This is a genomic window from Arthrobacter sp. 49Tsu3.1M3 (genome assembly GCF_900168135.1).
Classification (GTDB): domain Bacteria; phylum Actinomycetota; class Actinomycetes; order Actinomycetales; family Micrococcaceae; genus Arthrobacter.
Window position 1 is genome coordinate 61,322 of the sequence record NZ_FUZD01000011.1, and the last position, 25,683, is coordinate 87,004.

At 68.3% G+C, this 25,683-nt stretch carries 22 protein-coding genes; 6 read left to right on the forward strand and 16 right to left on the reverse strand.

The genetic code is table 11. The features are described 5' to 3' along the window. The first annotated feature begins 22 nt into the window (after positions 1-22). The 3 genes from B5X90_RS13065 (at position 23) to B5X90_RS13075 (ending at position 5,011) form a co-directional block, all read left to right on the forward strand. Entirely contained in the window at positions 23-1,381 is a 1,359-nt protein-coding gene (locus B5X90_RS13065; protein WP_079553699.1) for an HRDC domain-containing protein, read from the forward strand. A gap of 148 nt (positions 1,382-1,529) precedes the next feature. Next, entirely contained in the window at positions 1,530-2,837 is a 1,308-nt protein-coding gene (locus B5X90_RS13070; protein WP_079553803.1) for a thiolase family protein, read from the forward strand. Continuing rightward, positions 2,834-5,011, forward strand: a complete 2,178-nt coding sequence (locus B5X90_RS13075) for a 3-hydroxyacyl-CoA dehydrogenase NAD-binding domain-containing protein (RefSeq protein ID WP_079553701.1) — start codon at positions 2,834-2,836, stop codon at positions 5,009-5,011. Before B5X90_RS13070 ends, B5X90_RS13075 begins: the two co-directional genes overlap by 4 nt. 208 nt (positions 5,012-5,219) lie before the next feature. On the opposite strand, the gene B5X90_RS13080 is transcribed toward B5X90_RS13075, so the two are convergent. The 11 genes from B5X90_RS13080 to B5X90_RS13130 form a co-directional block, all read right to left on the reverse strand. Further along, on the reverse strand, positions 5,220-6,782 hold the full coding sequence (locus B5X90_RS13080; protein WP_079553703.1) for an ABC transporter ATP-binding protein: 1,563 nt from the start codon (positions 6,780-6,782) through the stop codon (positions 5,220-5,222). Next, positions 6,779-7,537: an energy-coupling factor transporter transmembrane component T gene (locus tag B5X90_RS13085; RefSeq protein ID WP_079553705.1), complete on the reverse strand. Its 759-nt coding sequence runs from the start codon at positions 7,535-7,537 to the stop codon at positions 6,779-6,781. The genes B5X90_RS13080 and B5X90_RS13085 overlap by 4 nt, the downstream gene beginning before the upstream one ends. A gap of 49 nt (positions 7,538-7,586) precedes the next feature. Continuing rightward, positions 7,587-8,408 (reverse strand): glycosyl transferase family 9, encoded by an 822-nt coding sequence (locus B5X90_RS13090; protein WP_079553707.1) that lies wholly within the window; start codon positions 8,406-8,408, stop codon positions 7,587-7,589. A gap of 143 nt (positions 8,409-8,551) precedes the next feature. Then, positions 8,552-9,580, reverse strand: coding sequence for a nucleoside hydrolase (locus tag B5X90_RS13095; protein WP_079553805.1), 1,029 nt, complete (start codon positions 9,578-9,580; stop codon positions 8,552-8,554). A 53-nt stretch (positions 9,581-9,633) separates the two neighbouring features. Then, positions 9,634-10,611 carry an aldo/keto reductase gene (locus tag B5X90_RS13100; protein ID WP_079553709.1) on the reverse strand — a complete coding sequence of 326 codons (978 nt, stop codon included), beginning with the start codon at positions 10,609-10,611 and terminating at the stop codon, positions 9,634-9,636. A 70-nt stretch (positions 10,612-10,681) separates the two neighbouring features. Then, positions 10,682-10,900 carry a hypothetical protein gene (locus B5X90_RS13105; protein WP_026537002.1) on the reverse strand — a complete coding sequence of 73 codons (219 nt, stop codon included), beginning with the start codon at positions 10,898-10,900 and terminating at the stop codon, positions 10,682-10,684. Positions 10,901-10,966: 66 nt separating this feature from the next. Beyond that, positions 10,967-11,524, reverse strand: a complete 558-nt coding sequence (locus B5X90_RS13110; protein ID WP_028277007.1) for a hypothetical protein — start codon at positions 11,522-11,524, stop codon at positions 10,967-10,969. A gap of 73 nt (positions 11,525-11,597) precedes the next feature. Continuing rightward, complete coding sequence (gene dxs / locus B5X90_RS13115) at positions 11,598-13,571, reverse strand: 1-deoxy-D-xylulose-5-phosphate synthase (protein WP_079553711.1); 1,974 nt, start codon at positions 13,569-13,571, stop codon at positions 11,598-11,600. A gap of 244 nt (positions 13,572-13,815) precedes the next feature. Next, positions 13,816-16,629, reverse strand: coding sequence for an aconitate hydratase (locus tag B5X90_RS13120; RefSeq protein ID WP_079553713.1), 2,814 nt, complete (start codon positions 16,627-16,629; stop codon positions 13,816-13,818). Between the two features lie 206 nt (positions 16,630-16,835). After that, the gene (locus B5X90_RS13125) at positions 16,836-18,233 is read right to left on the reverse strand and encodes a class I SAM-dependent RNA methyltransferase (RefSeq protein ID WP_079553715.1); all 1,398 of its coding nucleotides are present in this window, start codon (positions 18,231-18,233) and stop codon (positions 16,836-16,838) included. After that, positions 18,230-20,206, reverse strand: a complete 1,977-nt coding sequence (locus B5X90_RS13130; protein WP_179129143.1) for an APC family permease — start codon at positions 20,204-20,206, stop codon at positions 18,230-18,232. The genes B5X90_RS13125 and B5X90_RS13130 overlap by 4 nt, the downstream gene beginning before the upstream one ends. A gap of 154 nt (positions 20,207-20,360) precedes the next feature. Here B5X90_RS13130 and B5X90_RS13135 point away from each other — a divergent pair, with 154 nt between their 5' ends. After that, positions 20,361-21,032 carry a potassium channel family protein gene (locus tag B5X90_RS13135; RefSeq protein WP_079553719.1) on the forward strand — a complete coding sequence of 224 codons (672 nt, stop codon included), beginning with the start codon at positions 20,361-20,363 and terminating at the stop codon, positions 21,030-21,032. Next, complete coding sequence (locus tag B5X90_RS13140; RefSeq protein ID WP_079553721.1) at positions 21,033-21,776, forward strand: potassium channel family protein; 744 nt, start codon at positions 21,033-21,035, stop codon at positions 21,774-21,776. An 81-nt stretch (positions 21,777-21,857) separates the two neighbouring features. On the opposite strand, the gene B5X90_RS13145 is transcribed toward B5X90_RS13140, so the two are convergent. The 4 genes from B5X90_RS13145 to dut form a co-directional block, all read right to left on the reverse strand. After that, positions 21,858-22,706: a DUF3159 domain-containing protein gene (locus B5X90_RS13145; protein ID WP_079553723.1), complete on the reverse strand. Its 849-nt coding sequence runs from the start codon at positions 22,704-22,706 to the stop codon at positions 21,858-21,860. Further along, positions 22,703-23,158, reverse strand: coding sequence for a hypothetical protein (locus tag B5X90_RS13150; protein WP_079553725.1), 456 nt, complete (start codon positions 23,156-23,158; stop codon positions 22,703-22,705). Before B5X90_RS13150 ends, B5X90_RS13145 begins: the two co-directional genes overlap by 4 nt. Continuing rightward, on the reverse strand, positions 23,151-23,897 hold the full coding sequence (locus tag B5X90_RS13155; protein ID WP_079553727.1) for a DUF3710 domain-containing protein: 747 nt from the start codon (positions 23,895-23,897) through the stop codon (positions 23,151-23,153). Before B5X90_RS13155 ends, B5X90_RS13150 begins: the two co-directional genes overlap by 8 nt. A gap of 182 nt (positions 23,898-24,079) precedes the next feature. Next, positions 24,080-24,598, reverse strand: coding sequence for a dUTP diphosphatase (dut, locus tag B5X90_RS13160; protein ID WP_079553729.1), 519 nt, complete (start codon positions 24,596-24,598; stop codon positions 24,080-24,082). 152 nt (positions 24,599-24,750) lie between these two features. Here dut and B5X90_RS13165 point away from each other — a divergent pair, with 152 nt between their 5' ends. Beyond that, positions 24,751-25,236 (forward strand): DUF3093 domain-containing protein, encoded by a 486-nt coding sequence (locus tag B5X90_RS13165; protein ID WP_079553732.1) that lies wholly within the window; start codon positions 24,751-24,753, stop codon positions 25,234-25,236. 115 nt (positions 25,237-25,351) lie between these two features. Here B5X90_RS13165 and B5X90_RS13170 read toward each other — a convergent pair whose 3' ends face one another. Further along, the gene (locus B5X90_RS13170; RefSeq protein ID WP_018772415.1) at positions 25,352-25,651 is read right to left on the reverse strand and encodes a DUF4193 domain-containing protein; all 300 of its coding nucleotides are present in this window, start codon (positions 25,649-25,651) and stop codon (positions 25,352-25,354) included. Positions 25,652-25,683 lie beyond the last annotated feature (32 nt).

Below are 25,683 nucleotides of genomic sequence, written 5' to 3' on the forward strand. Positions count from 1 at the left end.
TTGTCGGTAAACTGTAGAGACCATGACCCCTCAGAATCCGGAAATCAGCACGGCCGGCGCCAGTCGCACTACGGCCGAGGCTGCTGACACCACAGCCCACATCACCGTGGAAGGCTTCGACAGCCTGGTCCCTGAAGTGATCGACCTCGACATTCCCCGCGACGGCGTGCCGCTGGTCATTGAAACCCAGTCCGGACTCGAACGCTGCGCCGCGGCCCTCGCCGCCGGCCACGGCCCTGCGGGCGTGGACGCGGAGCGCGCCTCGGGATTCCGCTACGGCCAGCGCGCCTTCCTGGTCCAGATCCGGCGCGAAGGCTCCGGAACGTGGCTGATCGATCCCGAACCTTTCGGGGACCTCAGCATCATCAACGACGCTTTGCGCGGCGTCGAATGGATCCTGCACGCCGCCAGCCAGGACCTGCCCTGCCTGTCCGAACTCGGCATGTGGCCGGACAAACTCTTCGACACCGAGCTCGCCGCCCGCCTGGCCGGGCTGCCCCGGGTGGGCCTCGCCGCCGTCATCGAACAGCTCCTGGGCTTTGGCCTCGCGAAGGAACACTCCGCCGCCGACTGGTCCACCCGCCCCCTGCCGGAACCGTGGCTGCGCTACGCCGCGCTCGACGTCGAAGTCCTGACCGAGCTGCGCGAGGAGCTGATTGAGCTGCTCGTGGCGGACGAAAAGCTGGAATACGCCGAGCAGGAATTCGCCGCCATCCTCGAAGCCGGACAGGCCCCGCCGCGCGTTGATCCGTGGCGCAAGACGTCCGGACTGCACCAGATCCGGGACCGCCGCCAACTGGCCGCAGTCCGGGAGCTGTGGCTGGAACGCGATTCCCTGGCCCAGAAACGTGACGTCGCCCCCGGCCGGCTGATCCCCGACTCCGCGCTCGTCGCCGCGGCCAAGGCGATGCCGTCCACGGTTCCCCAGCTCCTGGGCACCAAGGGCTTCCACGGCCGCGCCGCGCAGCGCGAAGCCCCCCGCTGGCTGCGCTGCATTGGCGTGGCCCGGGCCCTGGAGGACCTGCCGCCGCTGCACCTGCCCACCAACGCTCCCCCGCCCCCGCGCGTCTGGGCGGACCGGGACCCGGAGGCTGCCGCCAGGCTCGCCACCGCCCGCCCGAAACTCCATGCCAGGGCCGAGGAACTGAACCTGCCGGTGGAAAACCTGCTGACCCCGGACTATCTTCGGCGGGTCGCCTGGCGTCCACCGGCAGAATGCAGCGAGGAAGGCGTGGCCGAGGAACTGGCGAACCTCGGGGCGCGCCAGTGGCAGATCGAAATCACGGCTCCGCTCATTGCCGAGGCCTTCCTGCACCCCGAGCCGCTGCCCGCGAAGGAGCCCAAGGCCGCCGCAGAGGCGCCGTCGGGTTCCACGGTCTAGCAGGTCCTTGCGGGGCCGCTGATCTCCTCCTTGCCAGCTATGTTACTGGCGAGTAACATGATGCATGATGTCGTTCGGAACCTTCCTGCCTGTGGCAACCCCTGCCACCGGCACGGTTCCGGCACCATGTCTCAATGAGGAGTACGCCGTGAGCCAAGCCCGCACCAGCGGAAAACCCAGCAGCGCAAACCCGAGCACCGGAAGAAACAGGACCGTGCGCGACGTCGTCTTTGTCGACGGCGTCCGCACCCCGTTCGGCCGCGCCGGCGACAAGGGCATCTACGCCGGCACCCGCGCCGACGACCTCGTGGTCAAGTGCATCCGCGAACTGATGCGCCGCAACCCCTCGCTTCCGGCGGACCGGATCGACGAGGTCGCGATCGCCGCCACCACCCAGACGGGCGACCAGGGCCTGACCATCGGCCGCACCGCCGCCCTGCTGGCCGGACTCCCCCGCACCGTGCCCGGCTTCGCGATCGACCGCATGTGCGCCGGCGCCATGACCGCCGTCACCACGACGGCGAGCGGCATCGGCTTCGGCGCGTACGACGTCGTGATCGCCGGCGGCGTGGAACACATGGGCAACCACCCGATGGGCGCCGGCGCCGACCCCAACCCGCGCTTCATGTCCGAACGGATCGTGGACCCCGCCGCGCTGAACATGGGCAACACGGCCGAGAACCTGCACGACCGTTTCCCGGCCATCACCAAGGACCGCACCGACGCCTACGCCGTCGCCTCGCAGGAAAAGCTCGCCGCAGCCTACGCCGGCGGCCAGATCCAGCCCGACCTCGTACCCGTCGCCACGATGAAGCCGGGCCAGGGCTGGACGGTCAACACCGTGGACGAACCCCCGCGCCCCGGAACCTCGCTCGGGGACCTGGCCACGCTCAAGACGCCGTTCCGCGCCCACGGCCGGGTCACCGCCGGCAACGCCGCGGGCCTGAACGACGGCGCCACCGCAGCCCTGCTGGCCTCCGCCGAAGCCGCCGAGGAACTCGGGCTGCCGGTCAGGATGCGCCTGATGAGCTATGCCTTCGCCGGCGTGGATCCCGAGGTCATGGGGATCGGCCCGGTCCCGGCCACCGAGAAGGCGCTCAAGAACGCCGGACTCGGCATCGGGGACATCGGCCTCTTCGAAATCAATGAGGCCTTCGCCGTCCAGGTCCTGAGCTTCCTGGACCATTTCGGGATCGCCGACGACGACCCCCGCGTCAACCGCTATGGCGGCGCCATCGCCGTCGGGCACCCGCTGGCGTCCTCCGGGGTCCGGCTGATGAACCAGCTGGCCCGGCAGTTCGAGGAGGACCCCTCGGTCCGCTTCGGCATGACCACGATGTGCATCGGCCTGGGCATGGGCGCCACCGTAATCTGGGAGAACCCGCATCACCCGGATTACGGCACCGAAGCACAGCACGCAGAGACCACGACCACCGAGACTGGAGCCACAGCATGAGCGCCGCTGATTTCCGCAAGCTTGCCGAACTCTTCCCGAACGAGACGGTCACCCACTCCTACGTCCAGGACATCCAGCTCCCCGCCGTCAACGGCAAGAGCCCCGGCACCCTCGCGCTGGTCACGCTGGACAACGGCCTGGACCACTCCAAACCCACCACCCTCGGACCCAACACGCTGATCGAGCTCGGCACGGTCCTGGAAGGGCTGAAGGAACGCGCCGCCCGGGGCGAGATTGCCGGCGTCGGCGTCTCCGGCAAGCCGTACTTCCTCGTGGCCGGCGCCGACCTCTCCACGGTCAAGTCCGTCAGCGGACGCGAAGAGGGCCTGTGGATGGCACAGCTCGGCCACGACGTCTACGCGACCCTGGCGAACCTTGGCGTCCCCAGCTTCGCATTCATCAACGGCATGGCTCTGGGCGGCGGCCTGGAGATCGCGCTGCAGTCCACCTACCGCACGGTGTCCACCGGCGCCGGCGCCCTGGCCCTTCCCGAGGCGTTTATCGGACTCATTCCTGGCTGGGGCGGGGTCTACATCCTGCCGCGGCTGATCGGACCCGAGAATGCCCTCAAGGTCATGATCGAAAATCCGCTGAGCAACAACCGCACGCTCACCGGGCCGCAGGCCTACCAGCTGGGCATGGCGGACGCGATGTTCGAGCCGGCCGACTTTGTGGAACAGTCCCTGGCGTGGGCCGCGAAAGTCATTGCCGGCGCCGCGGCGCCGGAGCGGGTGAACGCCGTGGACCCGTCCGCACCGGAGGTCGCCGCCCGCTGGGCGGCCGCCGTCGCCAAGGGCCGGGCCTTCGTGGAGGCCAAGACTTCCAACGCATCCCCCGCGCCCGCCAAGGTCCTGGACGTCATGGAGGCCAACCGCACCCTGACCCAGGCGCAGTCCGCTGAGCTCGAATGCGAGACGCTCGCTGACCTCATGCAGACCGACGAGTTCCGCTCCACCGTGTACGCCTTCCTGGACCTCGTGCAGCGCCGCTCCAAGCGTCCCGCCGGCGCCCCGGACCGCAAACTCGCGCGCCCGGTGACGAAGATCGGCGTCGTCGGTGCCGGGCTGATGGCGAGCCAGCTCGCCCTGCTCTTCGCCCGCCAGCTCAAGGTGCCCGTGGTGCTCACGGACATCGACCAGGCCCGGGTGGACAAGGGCGTGGGCTACGTCCACGCCGAGGTGGACAAGCTGCTGGCGAAGGGCCGGCTCAGCCCCGACGCCGCCAACCGCACCCGTGCGCTCGTCACGGGATCAGTTTCGAAGGAGGCCTTCGCCGACGCCGACTTCGTCATTGAGGCCGTCTTCGAGGAACTCAACGTGAAGAAGCAGGTCTTCAAGGAGGTCGAGGCGATCGTCTCGGAAGAGTGCATCCTCGCGACCAACACGTCCTCGCTGTCCGTCACGGCGATGGCGGCGGACCTCGAGCACCCGGAGCGTTTGGTCGGCTTCCACTTCTTCAACCCGGTGGCCGTGATGCCGCTGCTGGAGATCGTGCGGGCACCGAAGACCGACGACGCCGTGCTGGCCACCGCGTTCGAGCTCGCCAAAGGGCTCAAGAAGTCGGCGGTGCTGGTCAAGGATGCCGCCGCGTTTGTGGTCAACCGCGTCCTGCTGCGCCTCATGGGTGAAGTCACCGCGGCCTTCGACGAGGGCACGCCCGCCGACGTGGCCGATAACGCGCTGCGGCCGATGGGCCTGCCCATGACGCCGTTTGTGCTCGGCGCCATGGTGGGCCTGCCCGTGGCGCAGCACGTCCAGGAATCGCTGCACACGGCGTTCGGGGACCGCTTCGGGGTCTCGGCGAACCTGCAGGCGCTGATCGACAACGGTGTGACGTCCATTTGGGCCGCGCAGAACGGGACACCGGTGCCGGGTCCGGACGGCAAGCCGTTCATTCCGGCCGAAACGCTGGCGCTGATGTCCTTTGGCAGCACCCCGTCCACCGGCGAGGAGGTGCTGCGCCGGACGCAGGACGCCCTGGCGGAGGAAATCGGACTGATGCTCGAGGAAGGCGTTGTGTCCGGTCCCGAGGACATTGACCTCTGCATGATCCTGGGCGCGGGCTGGCCGATGTTCCTGGGCGGCATCACCCCGTATCTGGACCGGGTGGGCGCCTCGGAGCGGGTCAACGGCAAGAAGTTCCTGGCCCCGGGCGTGGCGTCAGAACCGGCCTAACGCCCGGGATCACCGCTCCCGCTTTTGTTGGCGCCGCCGCCCGGACTGTGGTCCGGGCGGCGGCGCTGCTTTCGTGAGAGGGGCCGGGCATCCCGGCGGCGCCATGGTGCTGCTAATGACTAGCCTGCTCTGATGCGGAAACTCCAGGCAATGTGCATTGCGCGTCACACATTGCGCGTTGGAATCCGTGCCTGCCCCGCGGCCACTGTCAGATTTGCCGCAGGCTCCCGCCGCTGAGTTCCAGGACGCGGTGCGCGGTGCTCCGTGCATAGTCCAGGTCGTGGGTGACCATGACGACGGCGGCGCCCCGCGCGGCGGCGCGTTCGACGGCGCGCTGCAGGGACTCGAGGCCGTGTCTGTCCAGCCCGACGGTCGGTTCGTCCAGGGCCAACACCGCCGGTTCGCGGGCCAGGACCGTGGCCAGGGCGAGGAGCCGCTGCCGGGAGGCTGACAGCTCGGCCGGGTGTGCCTCCTCCGTACCGGACAGGCCCACCGCGGCCAGTGCGGCCCGGGCCTTGCCCTCGGCGCCGGCCTTCCCGGACAGTTGCCGGAGTCCGAACGCGGCCTCCCGCAGGACGGTCCGTTCGAAGAGCTGGTCCCGGGGGTGCTGGAACAACAGGCCTATGGAGGCCGCGACCTTTCCCACCGGTACTCCGGCAATGCTGCGCCCGCAGACCAGCACGTCCCCGGCCGAGGGCCGGAGCAGTCCATTGAAGTGGCGCAGCAGTGTCGACTTGCCGGCGCCGTTGGGCCCGGTCACGGCGATGATCTCGCCCGGGCGCACGGCGAAGTCCACGTCCCGCAGGACCCGGTCCTGCGCGCCGGCGCCGTGCCGCCGCGGGTCCCGGGCGTAGCCGAACCCAACCCCGCGCAGTTCCAGCGATGCCGGCCCGGGACCGGGCGCCGCGGCAGGCACCGGCCCGGAACGGCGGGCGCCGGCGGCAACGCCGGGCCCGCATCCGCCAATCACTCCGGCGCGCTCCAGTTCGGCCGAACCGGTCAGCTGCGCCGGCGTCCCGGCAGCGGTGACCGTCCCGGCAGCGGTGCCCCTCCTGCCGTCGTGCGCCGTCCGAGCGTCAAGAATGGTCCAGTGCGTGGCTTCCCCGGCGAGCCGGTCCGCCGCCTGGCTCAGGAGGACGACGCCGGTCCCGGCGGCGCGGAGGCTGCGGACCAGGTCCTCGACTTGTGCGGCTCCGGCAGCGTCCAGCGATGCCAGCGGCTCGTCCAGGATGAGCACGTCCGGTTCCGTGATGACGGCGCAGCCCACGGCGAGCCGGCGCAGCTCCCCTCCGGAGAGCGTGGCCGGGTCCCGGTCCAGCAGGTGAGAGAGTCCAGTGCGGGCGGCGGTGCGCTCCACCGCGCGGAGCATGTCTTCCCGGGCCGTCGCGCGGTTTTCCAGGCCGAAGGCCAGCTCCTCCGCGACCGTGGCGCGCACCGAGGAGAGCATCGCCGCGGCGTCTTGCGGAACGAAGGCCACGCGGCGGGACCACTCCGCGGGGTTGATCCGCGGGTCGTCGGCCACGCCGCAGAATTCCAGCACGGTGCCGTCGAGCTCCAGGCTGCCGCGGAGTTGTCCGGCGTGACCGGCCCGGAGCCAGCCGGCCAACAGTTTGCCCAGCGTGGATTTTCCGCTCCCGGACCCGCCCAGGACGGCGGTCAGGGAACCCGGCGTGACCGAGAGCGCGGCGTCCCTCAGGACCGGGGTGTCATCGCCGTGGAACGTGAACGCCTCGATCCGGATCTGCAGCGCCGTGCGTGTGGTGGCCGTCATGACGCCACCCCGGCAGGCCAGGAGGCCACAATCCGCCCGGCGACAGCGGCCGCCGCGAATACCAGTGCGGCTGCCCGGGTGAGCCGCTGGGCGGCCGGGTCGGCGACTTGGCGGTAGCTGGTCCGGGGTCCCGGGCCGCCGAAACCGCGGGCGTCGAGCGCCTGGGCGCGGCTTCCGGCGTCGTCGATCAGGGCCAGGACCAGCGGCACCATCTGCAGACGGAGGGTGCCGAGGCGGGACAGCAGGCCACGTCCGACCACCATCCCGCGGGATTCCTGGGCCTGCCGGATCCGGTCCAGGCGGCCCGCGACGGCGGGCAGGAGGGTGAGCGTGGAGGCCAGGACGAAGCCGAACTGCGGTGGGATCCTGCGCCCGGCGAGGGCGGAGACGAGGTCGGGGACGCTCACGGTGAAGGAAAAGAGCAGGAGTACCAGCACGCAGGCCGTGGTCCGGGTTCCCAGCTCCAGCGCGAAGCCCAGACCCTCGGCCGTGACCCTCGCCGGGCCCCACTGGGCCAGCACGGTCTGGCCCTCAGGGAAGAAGAGGCCGTGCAGCACCAGCAGGGACAGGCACAGGGGCGTCAGGATCACCGCTCCAGCGGTCAGGACACGCCCCGCAATGCCATGGCGCGCGGCAAGGACCACCGCGGCGACGGCCACGGCGACAGACAGCGGCCAAGACGCGGCCGCCGTCGTGACCACGGCGGCGCATACGGCGAGGGTCAGCCCGGTGAAGGGGTGCAGACGCGGTGTCATGATCGCGGTGTCAGTGTCGCAGTGTCTGGGTGTCCCGGCCGCCGCAGGCTCAGGCGTCCGGGGCTGCCGGGGCCTTGCCGGCGAGCACCCGGTAGCGCCGCACGAAGGGGAACTGGAAGGTGGTCCGGCGGGGCAGGGCATAGGCGAGCAGCGCCGCGATGGTGAAGACGATCGCCTTGTCCATGGGGTCGGAAATCAGGGCCTGCTTGGTGATGGCGGCCAGGAGGGTGTCCCCCATGGCGCGGAAGGCGCTGACGATCGCCCCGGTACCCAGCCCTGACGTGCCGCCAAAGACGAACGCGGCGATCGGGGCGGAAACGACGCCGGCCAGCATGCCGGTGACGAAGCCGGCAACGGGGGCGAGGTAGAAGCGGCGGAACAGGCCGCCGCGGGCGGCCATGCCGGCGAGGAATCCGATGAGGGCGGCACCGGCGGCGAACGGCAGGACGGTGGGGTTGAAGAAGGACCAGACAATGCTGCTCAGCGCGCCCGTCGCGGCACCCGCTGCGGGTCCGGCGAGGACGGCGATCAGGACGGTGCCGATCGCGTCGATGTAGAACGGCAGGCCCGTGCTGCCCATCAGCTGTCCGAGGACCACGTTCAGGACCAGCGCCACCGGGATGAGGACCACGGTGGAGGTGGGCAGCGCCGGCAGGACGGCCACAATCAGCAGCACGGCGCCGAGCAGGAAGCCGCCGAGGGCAACGAGGGCCGAGACGCTGGCCGGGCCGTTGGCAATGTCAGCGGGCTGGGTCAGCACCAGGAAGACGTAGGTGGCGGCGATCGCGGCGGCGCCGGAGATTTCGAGCAGGCGGCGCCTGCGGACGGCCGCCTGTCCAGGGGCAATGATGGTGAGGGCTGGCTGTGACATGAGGGGTGTTCCTTTGGCTGGGTGCAACAAGTTCCGCCTCATGTCACCTCGGCGCAGCTACCATCCTAGCGAGCGGGGGCCATTCTAGCGATCTGCAGACCCGTCCGGGCACTCCCCCATTGATCCAGCAACGATGTCCGGTTTCAGCCCGTCGGCGGTCGGCGTCCCACGGCCCGGGCAAGGGCGCCGACCGAGGAAATCAGTTCGTCGAAGCAGTGTCCGGGGTTGTTGTCGGAGACGATCCTGGCGTTCGGCGCCAACCCCCACACCCTGCGGAAATCGGCCACCGTGGTGCCGATCAGCAGTGGCGAATCCGTTTCGACGTCGACCGTGGCCAGCCGGGTGGCAAACGGTGTGCGTCCCGCGGCGGCGCAGGCCGCGAAGGCGTCGTGCACGTGTGCTACATAACCTTGGTCATAGAGCCGGTGAAATTCCATGTAGAACCGCAGTGCGTCGGACAGGCACGCGACGAGGGGGTTCCGGGACTGGCTGCGTTGGCCTTCGGGCTGCTCCGGGAGGACGAGTTCGGGCTCCGGCGCACCGGCGGCCTCGCCGAGGCGGCGCAGGTGCTCGGGGTGCATCTCGATCCGCTCGGTCATTTCCAGGGCACACAGGACGGGCAGTTTGTCCTCGGGCAGGCCCCGATAGGCGGCAAACACCTCCTTGGCGGCATGCGGATCCACCGAGGTGTTCCATTCGGCCGTCGGGGTCGTGTTGCCCTGGTAGTAGAAGCTGCCGCCCATGATCACAAGTCCCTTGAGTAACCGGGGAAGGTCCGGTTCCCGGCGCAGGGCGAGGGCGAAGTTGGTCAGCGGACCGGTGATCAGGCCGGTGAGCTCCCCCGGGTGCGCCCGCACCTCCTCCACCCAGACGTCGACGGCGTGCCGCGCCGAGATCTGCTGGCGGGGCGGCGGCAGCTCGGCGTAGCCGATGCCCTGCGGCCCGTGGGTCTCCTCGGTGGTGACCAGCGGGATTTCCAGCGGGACCTCGGCGCCGATGGCCACCTCGATGCCCTCGCGGCCGCACAGCTCCAGCAGGGCCAGATTGTTCAGCGCCACCTGCCGGGCCCCGACGTTCCCGGCCGTGCACGTGATCGCCTGCACGTGGACTTCGGGCCGGGACAGCAGGTAGACCAGGGCCAGGGCGTCGTCGATGCCGGTGTCGACGTCCATGAGGATCGAATGCGTCACGGCAGGTTCGGCCGCACCGGCGCTTGCAGCATCGTTCAGAACAGCGCCACCTTGGGCGTGCGCGGGAAGAGGTCGTCCAGCTCGGCGAGGTCGGCATGGCTGGGTTTCCAGGCCACGGCGGCGGCGTTCTGGCGCACCTGCTCCGGCGTGGTGGCGCCGGCGATGACGCTGCTGACGGACGGCTGGGCGGCCAGCCAGGAGAAGGCCACCTGGACTTCGTTGAGCCCGCGGTCGGCGGCGAACTTGCCGAAGGCACCCAGCTGTTCCCAGTCGGCGTCGTGGACCAGGTTGGTGCGGGTGTGGCTGAGCCGGCTTCCCTCGGGGGCCCGGCCGGCTGAGTATTTGCCGGTCAGCAGGCCGTTGGCGAGCGGGAAGTACGGCAGGACGCCCAGGCCGTAGGCCTCGGCCGCCGGGGTTACCTCGAGTTCGGCGCGCCGGTCCAGCAGGTTGTAGTGGTTCTGGCTCGATATGAAGCGGGTTCCCCCGCGGGCGCGCGCCACGTACTCCGCCTCGGCGATCTGCCAGCCGGCCCGGTTGGAGTGGCCGATGTAGCGGACCTTGCCGCTGGTGACGAGGTCGTCGAGGGCCGAGAGCGTCTCGTCGATGGGCGTAAGCGGGTCCGGGGTGTGGAACTGGTAGAGGTCGATCCAGTCCGTGCCGAGCCGGCGCAGCGAGGCCTCCGCCGCCTTGATGATGTAGCGGCGGGATCCGCGCGCGCCGAAGTCCTCGCCGTTGGCGCCGCGCATGTCCATGCCGAACTTCGTGCCGATGACCGCGTCGTCGCGGCGGGAACCGAGGGCCTTGCCGAGCATGGACTCGCTGAGGCCGGGCTCGCGGCCGTAGGTGTCCGCGACGTCAAAGAAGGTGATCCCGGCGTCGAGCGCCGCGTGCACGACGGCGTCGGTGCCTTCCTGCGATTCAGTCACGGTCCCGGACCGGCCCAGGTTGTTGCAGCCAAGTCCCACGACGGAGACGGACAGTCCGGAATTTCCAACACGGCGGTATTCAGTCATGGTTTTAGCCTATATCGCCCCGGCGGGTGTCCCGGCCAGGCAGCCGCGGGCGGCGGAGGAGCGGGACCCGCTACCCTGCCGGCAGCTTCAGCCCGTGCTCGTCCATGGCGTCCTGGAGCTGCGCGAGGGTGCGGGGGCAGACGCCCGGCATCCCGGCAAGCCGCCGCCGGCCAAGCTGCACGAGGTGTTCGAGGGTCTCGACCCCCGCGTGCGCGAGCGACTTTCGCGCCGGCGCCGCGAGTCCCGCGGGCAGCGGGGTGCAGCCTGGTTTCGAGGGTTTGCGCGTCATTGCGTTGCCTTTCAGTCCGTGCCCCCAAACTGGTGTGAGCCGTGCCCGGCTCCTTGCCCGTGCTGCCTAAAGCGTGAAGCTGTTTGCCGGCTTCGGCGAGTGCTTGAGCTTGAAAGTATCCTCGCCAAACGGCGCGGCGCCAATGCTCAGTTTGGTGAAGTCGAGGTCTTCGCCGCGGATGCAGACTTTAATGGCGTTGACCGTCTTATTCACGTCCGGGGTGAGGCAGAAGATGTTGAGCCGGGCGTCGGAAAATTCGCTGCGGTCCACGATCCCCAGGCCCCGCCAGGCCAGATGGCTGATCAGGGCGTCTTTGGCTTTTTCCTCGAGATACCGGTCGCGGCTGGTCCCCTCTTTGGTCTTCAGCGCGTACTGGGCCACTACCCAGGACTGTTCTTCCGCCGGAATTTCGGCGTAGCCGTCCTCGGCGCACTGTGCCGCGAAGGCGTCCATGAGGCGCTCCGCGGCTTCGGCATCCGCGACGTCGGTCTCGTCCGTCTTGCTCTGGTGTCCGACGACGCCGTGGTTCATTACGAACTGGCTGTAGTCCTCATCAAACCAGGCCTCCCTAAAGTGCAGGGTGCCCTCTTCGTCACGTTTGTAAACTCTGATAATTCCACTCATATGCCAGTTCCTTCCTGGACCGTCCGGCGCCGGATTCAGTGGCGCCACGGGTAGTGCTCAACGGATGTGCTGGCTACAGCAGCGGGATGCTGCCGGTGCTGGGGTGTTCCTGGCCGGGCAGGGGGCGCGCAAACGGCACCTTGGTGCCCAGGACCTGGGCGACGACGTCGTGCGTGATCTGCTGGGCGGTCATTCCCACGCGTTCGAGCACCTGGCTGCGCGTGCCGTGATCGAGGAACTCGACCGGCAGGCCGACCTCGTTGAGGGCGGTGTCCACGCCCGCGGCACGCATCTCCTGGCGGATCCGGGAGCCGACGCCGCCGGCCCGCACCCCGTCCTCGATGCAAATGACCAGGCGGTGGCGCGCGGCGAGATCGATGATGGACTGCCTGACCGGGAGGACCCAGCGCGGATCCACCACCGTGGAGCTGATGCCCTGGGCACCGAGCCGGCTGGAGACGTCCAGCGCGAGTTCTGACATGGCGCCCACGCTGACGATCAGGACGTCGTTCTCGCTCGCGCCAGCGGGCCGGCGGGCCAGCACGTCCACGCCGTCCTCCAGGCGTTCGACCGCATCGACTGCGGGGCCGACGTTGCCCTTGGAGTAGCGGAGCACGCTCGGGGCGTCTTCGATGGCCACAGCCTCGCGCAGTTCCTCCCGCAGCCGGGTGGCGTCGCGCGGCGCGGCGAGGTGCAGTCCGGGGACGATCTGGACCATGGCCATGTCCCACATGCCGTGATGGCTGGCGCCGTCGGGCCCGGTGACGCCGGCCCGGTCCAGCACGATCGTGACGCCGGCTTTGTGCAGGGCGACATCCATCAGCAGCTGGTCGAAGGCACGGTTCAGGAACGTCGCGTAGACAGCGACCACCGGGTGCAGTCCCCCGAACGCCATGCCGGCAGCCGAGGTGAGGGCGTGCTGCTCGGCGATGCCGACGTCGAACACGCGCTCCGGGTGCCGGGCGGCGAACTTGTGCAGCCCGACCGGAATCAGCATGGCACCGGTAATCCCGACGATGTCCTGGCGCTCGTCGGCGATGTCGGCGATCTCGTCGGCGAACACCGCGGTCCAGGACTTCGCGCCGCCGGCCTCGGTGGGTGCTCCTGTCTCCGGATCGATGATCCCCACGGCATGGAACTGGTCCGCTTCATGGGCGCGGGCCGGGGCGTAGCCGTGGCCCTTTTCCGTCATGGCGTGCACGATCACGGGGCCGGCATAGTTCTTGGCGGTGGAGAGGGCGTTTTCCATGGCCTGGAGGTCGTGGCCGTCGACGGGACCGATGTACTTCATGCCGAGATCCTCGAACATGCCCTGCGGGGCCCACCAGTCCTTGATGCCCTTCTTCATCGCATGCAGGCTCTTGTAGGTGAACTGCCCCGCGGGGCCGCCCTTCTGCAGTTTGCGCTTCCACCACTCGAGCGTGCCTTCATAGGAGGGGGCGGCCCGGAGGGAATCGATGGTGGGGCGCAGGGACGCGAGGTAGTCGGCGAAGCCGCCGACCGTCGGGGCGTAGGAGCGGCCGTTGTCGTTGACCACAATCACGACACGGCGCTTCTTGTCCGCCGCGATGTTGTTGATGGCCTCCCAGGCCATGCCGCCGGTCAGGGCGCCGTCGCCCACCACCGCGACGACGAAGCGGTCGCCGTCGCCGGTCAGCTGCCGGGCGCGCGAGATGCCGTCGGCCCAGGACAGCGAGGAGGACGCGTGCGAGCTTTCGACGATGTCGTGTTCGGATTCGCCGCGGTCCGGGTAGCCGGACATGCCGCCCTGCTGGCGAAGCGTGCTGAAATCCTGCCGTCCGGTGAGGAGCTTGTGCACGTAGGACTGGTGCCCGGTGTCGAAGACAATGCTGTCGCGGGGGGAATCGAAGATCCGGTGCACCGCGATGGTGAGCTCGACGACGCCGAGGTTCGGGCCCAGGTGACCTCCCGTCCGGGAGACGTTGCCGATCAGGAAATCCCTGACCTCGGCTGCCAGCTGATCCAGCTGCGCCCCGGACAACTTACTCAGGTCCTGCGGATTCCGGATGGTGTCCAAGATTCCCAACGGCCCCTCCTTCGGGTGGTAGACATGCCTTTTAACTCTAACGCCTCCGGGCGGGCCGCCGCGCCGGAGGCCGGCACCGGCGCCCTGCACGCTCTCCGCACCCCCGTTCCCCGCTCCCCGCTCCAGATCCAGATCCAGATCCAGATCCAGCATCACGGCCGAAGCCGGGAACGCAAAAGCCCCGGCCGGTCACTGACCGGCCGGGGCCTTTGCATGCGTTACCGGAACGTGCCCGGCAGCTCCGCTAGTGCGCGGAGATCTGGCGCAGGACGTACTGCAGGATACCGCCGTTGCGGTAGTAGTCCGCCTCGCCCGGGGTATCGATGCGCAGCACGGCGTCGAAGGACGTAACGGAACCATCTTCAGCGGTGGCCGTGACCTTGAGTGTCTTCGGCGTGGTGCCGTCGTTCAGGGCGGTGACGCCCTCAACTGCGTAGGTTTCTGTACCGGTCAGGCCCAGGCTGGCGGCGTTCTGGCCGGCCGGGTACTGCAGCGGGAGGACACCCATGCCGATCAGGTTCGAGCGGTGGATGCGCTCGTAGCTCTCGGCCACGACAGCCTTGACGCCCAGCAGCGCGGTGCCCTTGGCAGCCCAGTCACGGGACGAACCGGAGCCGTACTCCTTGCCTGCCAGGACCACCAGCGCGGTGCCGGCTGCCTGGTAGTTCTGCGCGGCGTCGTAGACGTAGGCCTGCGGGCCGTCGGCCTGGGTGAAGTCGCGGGTGAAGCCGCCCTCCACGCCGTCCAGGAGTTGGTTCTTGATGCGGATGTTCGCGAACGTGCCGCGGATCATGACCTCGTGGTTGCCACGGCGCGAGCCGTAGGAGTTGAAGTCCTTGCGTTCCACACCGTTGGCCAGCAGGTACTGGCCGGCCGGGGTGTCCGACTTGAAAGAACCGGCCGGGGAGATGTGGTCCGTGGTGACGGAGTCGCCCAGCTTGAGCAGCACGCGCGCACCGGTGATGTCCTGGACCGGCTCCGGCTGGGCCTTCATGCCCTCGAAGTACGGGGGCTTACGGACGTACGTGGACTTCTCGTCCCAGGCGAAGGTGTCGCCGGCGGGGGTGTCGAGCGCCTTCCAGCGATCGTCGCCTTCAAAGACGCCTTCGTAGCCGCGGGCGAACATTTCCTTGTCGATCGAGGAATCGATGACTTCCTGGACCTCGACCGGGTTCGGCCAAATGTCCTTCAGGAAGACGTCGTTGCCGGCCTCGTCCTGGCCCAGGGCGTCGTTGTCGAAGTCGAAGTCCATGGAACCGGCCAGGGCGTAGGCGATGACCAGCGGCGGGGAGGCCAGGTAGTTCATCTTCACGTCCGGGTTGATCCGGCCTTCGAAGTTACGGTTGCCGGAGAGCACCGCGGTGACGGAGAGGTCGTTGGCCTGGATGGCCTCGGAGATCTCGGCGTCGAGCGGACCGGAGTTGCCGATGCAGGTGGCGCAGCCGTAGCCCACGATGTAGAAGCCGAGCTTCTCCAGGTACGGGGTCAGGCCCGACTTGTTGTAATAGTCGGTGACCACCTTGGAACCGGGGGCCACGGAGGTCTTGACCCACGGCTTGGACGTCAGGCCCTTGTCGACGGCGTTGCGGGCCAACAATGCGGCGGCCAGCATCACGGACGGGTTGGACGTGTTGGTGCAGGAGGTGATCGAGGCGATCGAGACCGCGCCGTGGTCGAGCTCGAACTCGCGTCCGTCCGCGGTCTTGACGCTGACCTTGTTGGACGGGCGGCCGTTGGACTTCGGGCCGTGCGCGTGCGGGGCCACGTCGCTCAGGTGCGACGAAGAGGCGGTGAACGAGGGCGAGTCCGAAGCCGGGAAGCTTTCGTCGATCGCTTCGTCCAGGCTTCCGTCGGCCAGGTCTTCCTTCACGTAGTTGCGCAGGTCCTCGCGGAACTGGGCCTTGGACTCCGTGAGGATGATGCGGTCCTGCGGGCGCTTCGGGCCGGAGATCGACGGAACAACCGTGGACAGGTCCAGCTCGAGGTACTCGGAGAACTTGATCTCGCGGGAGGGGTCGTGCCAGAGGCCCTGTTCCTTCGCGTACGACTCCACGAGGGCGACGTTCTCGTCGGACCGGCCGGTGAGGCGCAGGTAGTCGAGGGTGACGTCGTCGATCGGGAACATCGCGGCGGTGGAACCGAACTCCGGGCTCATGTTGCCGATCGTTGCACGGTTGGCCAGCGGCACAGCCGCGACGCCTTCACCGTAGAACTCGACGAACTTGCCGACCACACCGTGCTTGCGCAGCTGCTCGGTGATGGTCAGGACGACGTCGGTGGCGGTGGCGCCGGCCGGGATGGAGCCGGTGAGCTTGAAGCCCACGACGCGCGGGATGAGCATGGACACGGGCTGGCCGAGCATGGCAGCCTCGGCCTCGATGCCGCCAACGCCCCAGCCCAGCACACCCAGGCCGTTGACCATGGTGGTGTGCGAGTCGGTGCCGACGCAGGTGTCCGGGTAAGCGCGGACAACGCCGTCGACTTCACGGGTCATGACGGTGCGGGCCAGGTACTCGATGTTGACCTGGTGCACAATGCCGGTGCCCGGGGGGACGACCTTGAAGTCGTCAAAGGCAGTCTGGCCCCAGCGCAGGAACTGGTAACGCTCACCGTTGCGCTGGTATTCGATCTCCATATTGCGCTCCAGTGCGCCGGAGTTGCCGAAGGCGTCAATCTGGACCGAGTGGTCAATGACCATTTCGGCGGGTGCCAGCGGGTTCACGCGCTTCGGGTCCCCGCCGAGCTCCTTGACGGCCTCACGCATGGTGGCGAGGTCAACGACGCACGGCACGCCGGTGAAGTCCTGCATGATCACGCGCGCCGGCGTGAACTGGATCTCGGTGTCGGGCTCGGCGCTGGGATCCCAGCCTGCCAGCGCACGGACGTGGTCGGCCGTGATGTTGGCACCGTCCTCGGTCCTCAACAGGTTTTCAAGCAATACCTTGAGGCTGAACGGAAGGTTTTCTGCACCTTCGACGGAGTTCAACCGGAAAATTTCATATTCGGTTCCGGCTACATTAAGTTTGCCTTTTGAACCGAAGCTGTCCACAATGCTCATCGCAGGACTCCTCTCGCAACAGTTTCATCTTTGTCGCGCCACTGGACCCTTGCTAGTTAGGTCGCCCTAACTAATACAGGCATCAGTACATCAAGGTACGCAATGCAGGTAAGAACGCAGGGAACGGCCGCTAAATCAACGCCAGTGGTTAATTCAACGCCAGTGATGGAGCGCGACGACGGACTACTACGCCCATCCTAGTGGCATCACGGTTGGGGAGTCAGCAACGCCACAGTCTCCATGTGGTGCGTGTGCGGGTACAGGTCGAAGGCACGCAGCCCGGACAACCCCCAGCCGCCCTGCCGGAAGTAGCCGAGGTCGCGGGCGAACGAGGCCGGATCGCAGGAGACGTACGCGACGGCCCGGGGACCGGCGTCGATCAGCTGCTTGACGACCGCTTTGCCGGCACCTGCGCGCGGCGGATCCAGGATCAGGGCGTCGAAGTTGCGGGGTTTCTGCCGCAGCACCCGCTCCACACGGCCCTGGACGATCTCGACCTGGGCGGCGTCGTGCAGGTTCTTGCGTGCATCGCGGCTGGTTCCAGGCGCTCCCTCGACCGAGAGCACGGATCCGGTCACGCCCACGGCATCGGCCAGCGGTGCTGTGAACAGCCCGGCCCCGGCGTACAGGTCCGCCACCACCGAGCCCGGCGCGAGGTAGCCGCCGTCGTGCAGGAAGCCGGTGACTGCGCCGACGAGCGTCTCCGGGGCATCCCGGTGGATCTGCCAGAAGCCGTCGCCGGTAACCCGGTACTCGTGGCCCGCGGCAGATTCCTGGACGTAGGTGCGGCCGCGCAACTGCAGCACCTCGCCGGTGGCCGGGTCCAGGCTGGCGACCGAGACGTCGTCGGGCAGCTGGGCCAGGATGCCGCTGAGCCGCTTGGACCGGGTGCCCGGGGCTGGCACCAGCAGCACCAGCGGCCGGGAGCCGTTCGCCGGGGCGGCAACCTCGACCCGGTCGATGCCCTGCAGGTCGATGTCCCAGAGCCGGAGCGCGTTGATCCCGTCCACGGCCAGCGGCATCTCGCGCACGGGCAGGATGGCATCGGAGCGGTGGGCGTGCATGCCGAGCTTGCCGGCCGCCGTCACGGCAAAGCCGGCGCGCGTCCGCCAGCCCAGGCCGGACGCGGCGGACTCCCCCGCACTGTCGCCCTCCGGCGCGCCTGCGCCGGCCCCCGCCGCCGCACCGACGGCTTCGACGGAGATCTGCCCCGCGGGCGGAAGGTCGACGCCGGCCAGCCGCTTGAGCTGCTCGGCCAGGACGTCAGCCTTGAGGCTGCGCTGGCGCGCCAGGGAGATGTGGCCGAGTTCGGCGCCGCCGACGGGCGGGTGCCGGTGCGACCAGGAGCGCGCGGAATCGGCGAGGTCCCAGAAGTGCGGCACCCGGTCCGGGGAGGCCTCCAGGACCTCCACCACATCGGCGCGCCAGAATTTCGCGGCCGGGCCGTCGTCGGTCAGCCGGATGCGGACCTTTTCGCCGGGAATCCCGTGCCGGACGAAGATGACGCGTCCCTCGTACCGGGCCACGCAGTGCCCGCCGTGGGCGACGGGGCCGACGTCGACGACGAGATCGGTGTGGGTGTGCGTCCGGGTGTCGGGGGTCATTGGATATCCTGCAGGTTCTTGGCTTCTTCGGACGATTTCAACTGCCACGGCACACTGGCCACCATGACGCCGGGCTCGAAGTGCAGCCGGGTCTTGATGCGCAGCGCGGTCTGGTTGTGGACCAGCTGCTCCCACCATTTGCCCACGACATACTCCGGGATGTACACCACGATCAGGTCGCGTGGTGAATCCCGGCGCATGCTCTTGATGTACTCCATGATGGGGGTCACCGTTTCGCGGAACGGGCTGGCGAGCACGGTCAGCGGCACCGGGATTTCGAGCTTCTCCCAGTCCGCGACAGTCGCCTCGGTCTCCTCCGGGCTGATGTCCACCGTGATGGCATCCAGCCGCGACGGGCGTGAGGCCCGGGCGTAGGCGAGGGCGCGCAGAACCGGTTTGCGCACGTGCGAGACGAGCAGCACGGCGTGCACGCGGGTGGGCAGGGCACGCGGCGAGGAGTCCTCGTCGACGGCGAGTTCCTTGGCGACGTTGTCATAGTGCGCCCGGATGCTCCACATGATCAGGAACAGCACGAACATGGCCAGCAGCGCGATCCAGGCGCCCTGCGAGAACTTGGTAATGAGGACGATGATCAGCACCAGGGCGGTCATGCAAAAGCCCACCGTGTTGATGGTCCGGGACTTAATCAGGCGCAACCGCACGGAGGGGTCCTTGGACAGCTTCAGCTCCCGGCCCCAGTGCCGGATCATGCCCAGCTGGCTCATCGTGAAGGAGATGAAGACACCCACGATGTAGAGCTGGATGAGCTTTGTGACGTCGGCGTTGAAGGCGATGATCAGCACCAGGGCGCCGGCGGCCAGGGCCAGGACGCCGTTGCTGAAGGCCAGCCGGTCACCACGGGTCCGCAGCTGGCGCGGCAGGTAGCCGTCCTGCGCCAGGATCGAGCCGAGCACCGGAAAACCGTTGAATGCCGTGTTGGAGGCGAACACGAGGATGACGCCGGTGGCGGCCACGACGATGTAGAACGGGATTGAGCCCTCGCCGAAAACTGTCTGCGCGATCTGGCTGATGGCCGGGTTCTGGATGTAGCCCTCTTCCAGCGGTTTGCCGTTCAGGAGGAATTCCGTCGCCGGATCCAGCACGATGTGCACCTTGGTGGCGTTGGCCAGGTAGATGATGCCCGCGAGCATCGCGGAGGCAATCACGCCGAGCAGCAGCAGCGTGGTGGCCGCGTTCTTGCTCTTGGGCTTCTGGAAGTTGGGCACACCATTGCTGATGGCCTCGACGCCGGTCAGGGCCGCGGCGCCGGAGGAGAAGGCACGCAGCAGCAGGAACGCGCCGGCCAGGCCGACAAGTCCTTCGTCGAAGCCCGGCTCCGGCACAATCTCGAACGCCGCCGAGGGTGCCTGCCCCAGCTGGCCTGTCACGGCCTGGTAGATCCCGACGGCGGTCATGCCCAGGATGGAGGCCATGAAGATGTAGGTCGGGACGGCGAAGACACTGCCGGCCTCCCTGATGCCGCGCAAGTTCACGAGGGCCAGGATGACGACGCCGATCGTGGCAATCGCCGCCTGCTGCCCGTGCAGCGAGGGCACGGCGGTGGTCAGGTAGGTCGCGGCCGAGGACATGGACACGGCCACGGTCAGCACGTAGTCCACCAGCAGCGCCGAGGCGACGGTGAGGCCGGCAAATTTGCCGAGGTTGACGTTGGCGATCTCGTAGTCGCCGCCGCCGGAGGGGTAGGCGTGGACGTTCTGGCGGTAGGAGGCCACCACGGTCAGGAGCACCACCATGACGGCGAGGCCCACCCACGGGGCAATGGCGACGGCGCTCACGCCGGCGATGGCCAGGGTCAGGAGGATTTCGTCAGGGGCATAGGCCACTGAGGACAGTGCATCCGAGGCGAAAATGGGCAGCGCGATCCGCTTCGGCAAGAGCGTGTGGGCCAGACGGTCGTTCCGGAAGGGCTTGCCTACCAGCACCCGCTTCACGGCATTGAAAATTGTCAGCACCACACAAAGCTAGTCTGATTCGGACGCGATGTCATGACGGCGAAGCCGGTGTGCGCAAGGGCGCCGGCCGGCACCCCGTGCCCGTGGCCTTCCGGGACCGGCTGGCCGGTAGAGTTTTACGCAGTATCAGACGCAGAACCAAGAGGAGGCCCATGTGGCGCACTTCGTGATCATGGGTTGTGGCCGTGTCGGGGCAACCCTGGCACACACGCTCGAGGACGCCGGGCATTCGGTGGCCATCATCGACCAGGATGACCGCGCTTTCCGGCGGCTCCGCACAGGATTTTCCGGACGGAAGGTCACGGGGGTCGGGTTTGACCGCGAGACGATGAAGCGCGCCGGCGTCGAGGAAGCCTATGCCTTCGCGGCTGTTTCCAGCGGCGACAACTCCAACATCCTCGCCACCCGGGTGGCGCGGGAGACCTTCCACGTTCCCCATGTGGTGGCCAGGATCTATGACCCGGGCCGCGCCGAAATCTACCAGCGCCTCGGCATTCCCACGGTCGCCGCGGTCCGCTGGAGCGCCGACCAGGTGCTGCGCCGCATCCTGCCCGAACAGCACATCGCCGGTGACTTCCGGGAGCCCTCGGGCCGGCTGGTGCTCGCGGAGGTTGACCTCAACCCCGACTGGATCGGGCACCCGATCTCCTCGATCGAGAAGGCGGCCGGCATCCGGATCGCGTATCTGACCCGGTTCGGCGAGGGCATGCTGCCCGCTGCCGCCACGTCCTATCAAGACGGCGACACTGTCCACGCCATGCTGAACGTGGACCGGAGCTCCGAGATCGGCCACATTCTCGCCAAATCCCCCGCCAAGGAGTCCTGAGTGAAAGTCGTCATCGTCGGTGCCGGAAGCGTCGGGTCCTCGATCGCCCGCGAGTTGCTGGCCCACAAGCACGAAATCCTGCTGATCGACGAGAAGCCGGAAGTCATTGGCCGGAGCGGGCTGCGCGGAGCCCACTGGCTGGTCGGTGATGCCTGCGAGCTGAGCACGCTGCAGGACGCCAAACTCGAGGACGCCGACGTCGTGGTCTCCGCCACCGGTGACGACAAGGTCAACCTGGTGGTCTCGCTGCTGGCCAAGACGGAATTCGGCGTCGGGCGTACCGTCGGCCGGGTCAACAACCCCAAGAACGACTGGATGTTCGACGACTCCTGGGGCGTCGACGTCGCGGTCAACACCCCGCAGCTGATGACCGCCCTGGTGGAGGAGGCGGTGGAGATCGGTGACCTGGTGCGGCTGCTGACTCTGCAGACCGGGGTGTCCTCGCTGGTGGAGTTCACGGTCCCGCACGACTCGCATGTGATCGGGCTGACCGTGGGCGATGTCCAGTGGCCCGAGGACGCCACCCTCGTCGCGATCCTGCGGGACCAGGCGCCCATCACGCCGAGCCGTGACGACGTGATCGACGGCGGCGACGAACTGTTCTTTGTCACCACGATCGCGGCCGAGGACGACCTCCGCGCCCTGCTGGCACCCGAATCCCCGCTGGAGGACCAGCACCCGGTGACCTCGGACCAGCACGGCCATGGCACCCAGCCGTCCGGGGACGACGGCTTCGACGGCTGATCGGTTGTCGTCCTAAAGATGCATTACCAGCAGTGGCCGTTCCCGAAGCTTGGGAACGGCCACTGCTGATTGCGCATCGGGTCAGTTGGCCTCTGGGGCCGCGGCTTGCACCGGGGCCGGCCGGGTGATCAGCCAGGCAATCCAGATGCCGAGGATGTACAGCGGGGCGCCCATGATCAGCCTGGTGGTGGCGAGGGCGGCGAGGCCCTGCTCGCCCATGAAGTAGAGCGGAACCTGCACCACGAGCCGCAGGACCAGCACGGCAACGATCACCCACGTGCCGATGCTGTACGCCCTGATCCGTTTCGGGTCCTTGCGCCATTCCACGCCCTCATTGCGGATCAAGCCGAAGAGCAGGCCTGCGATCGGCCAGCGCACGGCCACGGAGATTGACATGGCCAGGATGTAGCCGACGTTCGTGAAGAACCCCAGGACGTAGAAGTTCTCTGCTTTGCCGGTCGAGGTGGCCAGCCAGGCGGAGAGGCCGACGCCGATGAAGCCGGCCAGCGCCTGCGTCAGTGGTTTGCGCTGGACCAGCCGTGCCACGGTGAAGACGGCGGCCACCGCCAGGGAGGCGGTGACGGCCATCGCCAGGTTTTCCCGGTCGATGGTGAAGGCAATCAGGAAGACCAGGCCCGGCAGGATGCTCTCGGCGATGCCCTGGATACCGCCGGCGCTTTTCAGCACGTCGATGTTGCCGTTGCTCGACCGGTGCAGGCCGGCCTTGGCCGCGTAGTCCCCGGCAAGCTGGGCGACAGTTGGCGCCGCGGTTGCGGGCTGGGCGGCTGTGGGCTGGGCGGTTGTCGGCTCGGAGGTCACGGGTGCGGAAATGTCCCGGCCGCCGTCCGCGGATTCCGCCGGCACCTGCTGGTCGGTGTTTTGTTGAGGCCGTTCCGGGCGGGCCCGCTCGGGGTTTTCGGGCAAGGTCATTGCTCCTCCTGGCGGGAAAGTATTTCGTAGCGGGGGTTGAAGATCGTGGGCAGACCGTCGCGGATGGTGACCATGCCCTCGAGCCGGAGCTCCGTTCCGGCGTCGACGCCCGGGATCCGGCGCCGGCCCAGCCATACAACACGCAGCCGCTCCTTGGGACCGGCCGGCCGCTGGCGCTGAGCGCCGGGGCGCACCCGGTGTGTCGACACCCCGTTGGCCGGCAGGCTGCTGGCTGCCCCGGCACCGGAGCCGGCTTTGGCGCCAAAACCGGGGAAACGGCTGACGGGCGCGGGTACGTCGTGATCGATCAGGATCGCAATGAAGGAAGCCACCTGGTTGGCGGGGACGTACGTGACGGACTCGATGAAGCCGTGGCACAGCACCCGCCCGCGGTCCGGCAAGTCCCGGACGGACATGGCGGCGGTGGATTTTTTGCCGGCGGCATCAGCCAATCTGGGTTATCTCCGGTCCGCGTTCGGGCTGTTCGAATTCGGGGGCCGCCTGCGGCGACGGTGCAGCGGCGGTGTCCTTGGGCAGGCGCAGCTGCAGCAGGTCACGCGGCGGCATGGGGTTCTCGCCGCGGACCACGACGATCTTCCGGAAGAGCCCCTCCAGTCCGGCCGCCGCGTCGCGGTCAAGGGCTGCCTCGCCGCCGAAGACTCCGCGGAGGAACCAGCGCGGGCCATCGACGCCGATGAAGCGGGCCACTCGGTACCCCTGGCTGCCGTCCGCGCCGCCGGCGGGAAGTTTCGCCACGAGTTCGGTGCCGAAGCTGCCCTCGACCTCCTCGACTTGGCCGCCCTGGCTGCCGACCGACTGCCCGATCTGCTCACGGATTTCATCCCACAGGCCCTCGGAGCGTGGGGCGGCGAAGGCCTGCAGCTGAAGGCTCGAGCCCTCCAGGTCCATGGTGACGGCGACGACGCGCTGGCTCGCCTCTTCGACCTCCAAGCGGAGCTGGAGTCCCTCGCGGGGTGCGATCAGCAGCGCACCGAGGTCCACGTACCCGTCCTGGTCGTCGATTTCCGAGACGTCGAAGGGGCCCGTCGCGGCCCGGCCGGCGGTTTCGGCAACGTTCCCGGCCGGTGCTGCGGCGGCGTCACCAGCAGCTTCCGTGGCCACAGCGTTCTGGTCCGTATCGGCCCCGGTCGGCTGCTCCTGTTTGGCTTTCCTGCCGCGCCCAAAAACCATGGGGTGTCTCCTTCAGTTGTGATCCTGTACCGCCGCCCGGCGCCGTCCTGGCGCCTGTCCGCGTGGCCGCCCGCTACCCCGCGGCCGGCTCCTTATTCCGTGCATCATTGCCTGCATGTGCTGCAGTGCCTGCGGCACTGCTTAAACGCAGTTGGCTCCCGTGGTGTTGCCGGGACCTGCGCTCAGGCCGGTCCGCCGAAACCGCCGGTGGAGCCGAAGCCTCCCCCGCCGCGGACGGAGCCGTCGAGCTCCTCGACCGGGAGGAACCTGGCGTACTCCACGCGCTGAATGACCATTTGTGCAATTCTATCGCCGCGGCGGAGCTCGATCGCCTTGTCCCGGTCCGTATTGAGCAGAGTCACCGCGATTTCGCCGCGGTAGCCGGCGTCCACGGTCCCCGGGGCGTTCACTACCGTGAGACCGTGCTTGGTGGCGAGGCCGGACCGGGGGTGGATCAGCGCAACGAATCCATCCGGGAGCGCAATCGAGACGCCTGTCGGGACGAGGCGGCGCTCCCCCGGGGCGAGGACGACGTCCTCGCGGGCGCGGAGGTCAGCGCCCGCGTCGCCCGGGTGCGCGTACGACGGCGGCTCGAGCCCGTCGTCGAGCATCTTCAGCTGTACCGTCAAGGTGGGCGTTCCATAGGCTGCGTCGCTGGCCGTCGGTGCGGCACTGGCGACGGCGGTGTTTTCTTCAGTCACAGTCCCTCACTCTAACGCCCGCGAGGAACATCGTCCTAGCCGCCGCTGGCCTGCCCGCGCACGGCGCCCCGCGGGTGGATGCGGGGTGGATCCGGGCTGGAGCCGGGCGGGGCCGAGGTGAAATAGCCCGGGAAAGATGAAAAGCTGTGCTTATGCCCGAATCCAGCGCAGCCGCGCCTGCCCCGAAGAGCGCCCCGAGCGACTCCACCGCCCTTTACTCCGAGAAGCTTTGGCCGAACTTCTGGATCTGGCTGGTCGCGGCGGGGTTCTCCAGCGCCGGGATCCTCATGCTGGCGCCCATCAGCATCTGGGCCGGGATTACCGCAGCGATTGTCCTCTTCATCATCATCTCCGTGCTGCTGGTCCTGTCCACGCCGTCGATCACTGTCACGAGGACCACCCTGAGGGTGGGCAGGGCAACGATTGAACGCGGGTTCCTGGGCAAGGCCACTGCGTTCCGGGGCAAGGAGGCGACGGCGGAACGGGGCACCCGGCTCAATGGGCTGGCGTTCCTCTGTATCCGCGGCTGGGTGGATCCGGTGGTCCGGATCGAGATCGAAGACCCCTCGGACCGCACCCCGTACTGGCTGGCGTCAACCCGCCACCCGGAGCAACTGATCGCCGCGCTCAACGCCTAGTTCCCACCGCCTGCTGCACTACTCTTCCCAACTTCCAGCGGGCACCTCACGGCGCCCGCTGCCCGGTCATGGAATGCGTGCGGGGGTAAGGGTTCCTGGTCGGGGTGCCGCGTGCCTAGCCCTCGCAATCCTTGCAGTACTTGAGGCCGTCCTTTTCGCGGGCAATCTGCGAACGGTGGCGGACGAGGAAGCAGGAGGCACACGTGAATTCGTCTGCCTGGGCGGGCAGGACCCGGACCAGCAGTTCCTCCCCGGACAGGTCTGCGCCGGGAAGTTCGTAGCCTTCGGCGAGGTCGGACTCATCTTCATCCACCACGGCGGAAGGCTTTTCCGTACGCCGCGCCTTCAGAGCCTCAATCGAATCTTCGCTGAGGTCTTCTTCGGTCTTACGCGGCGCATCGTAATCAGTCGCCATTATTTGTTGCTCACACTCCGCATTCGTTCGAT

Bases quoted from the DNA above. Each gene is read 5' to 3' on its own strand.
- B5X90_RS13085 (WP_079553705.1), bottom strand. From the start codon at position 7,537: ATGACACCGCGTCTGCACCCCTTCACCGGGCTGACCCTCGCCGTATGC.
- B5X90_RS13155 (WP_079553727.1), bottom strand. From the start codon at position 23,897: ATGGTTTTTGGGCGCGGCAGGAAAGCCAAACAGGAGCAGCCGACCGGG.
- B5X90_RS13080 (WP_079553703.1), bottom strand. From the start codon at position 6,782: ATGACGGCCACCACACGCACGGCGCTGCAGATCCGGATCGAGGCGTTC.
- B5X90_RS13145 (WP_079553723.1), bottom strand. From the start codon at position 22,706: ATGACCTTGCCCGAAAACCCCGAGCGGGCCCGCCCGGAACGGCCTCAA.
- B5X90_RS13075 (WP_079553701.1), top strand. From the start codon at position 2,834: ATGAGCGCCGCTGATTTCCGCAAGCTTGCCGAACTCTTCCCGAACGAG.
- B5X90_RS13165 (WP_079553732.1), top strand. From the start codon at position 24,751: ATGCCCGAATCCAGCGCAGCCGCGCCTGCCCCGAAGAGCGCCCCGAGC.
- B5X90_RS13065 (WP_079553699.1), top strand. From the start codon at position 23: ATGACCCCTCAGAATCCGGAAATCAGCACGGCCGGCGCCAGTCGCACT.
- B5X90_RS13170 (WP_018772415.1), bottom strand. From the start codon at position 25,651: ATGGCGACTGATTACGATGCGCCGCGTAAGACCGAAGAAGACCTCAGC.
- B5X90_RS13090 (WP_079553707.1), bottom strand. From the start codon at position 8,408: ATGTCACAGCCAGCCCTCACCATCATTGCCCCTGGACAGGCGGCCGTC.
- B5X90_RS13120 (WP_079553713.1), bottom strand. From the start codon at position 16,629: ATGAGCATTGTGGACAGCTTCGGTTCAAAAGGCAAACTTAATGTAGCC.
- B5X90_RS13095 (WP_079553805.1), bottom strand. From the start codon at position 9,580: ATGGACGTCGACACCGGCATCGACGACGCCCTGGCCCTGGTCTACCTG.
- B5X90_RS13110 (WP_028277007.1), bottom strand. From the start codon at position 11,524: ATGAGTGGAATTATCAGAGTTTACAAACGTGACGAAGAGGGCACCCTG.
- B5X90_RS13100 (WP_079553709.1), bottom strand. From the start codon at position 10,611: ATGACTGAATACCGCCGTGTTGGAAATTCCGGACTGTCCGTCTCCGTC.
- B5X90_RS13125 (WP_079553715.1), bottom strand. From the start codon at position 18,233: ATGACCCCCGACACCCGGACGCACACCCACACCGATCTCGTCGTCGAC.
- B5X90_RS13105 (WP_026537002.1), bottom strand. From the start codon at position 10,900: ATGACGCGCAAACCCTCGAAACCAGGCTGCACCCCGCTGCCCGCGGGA.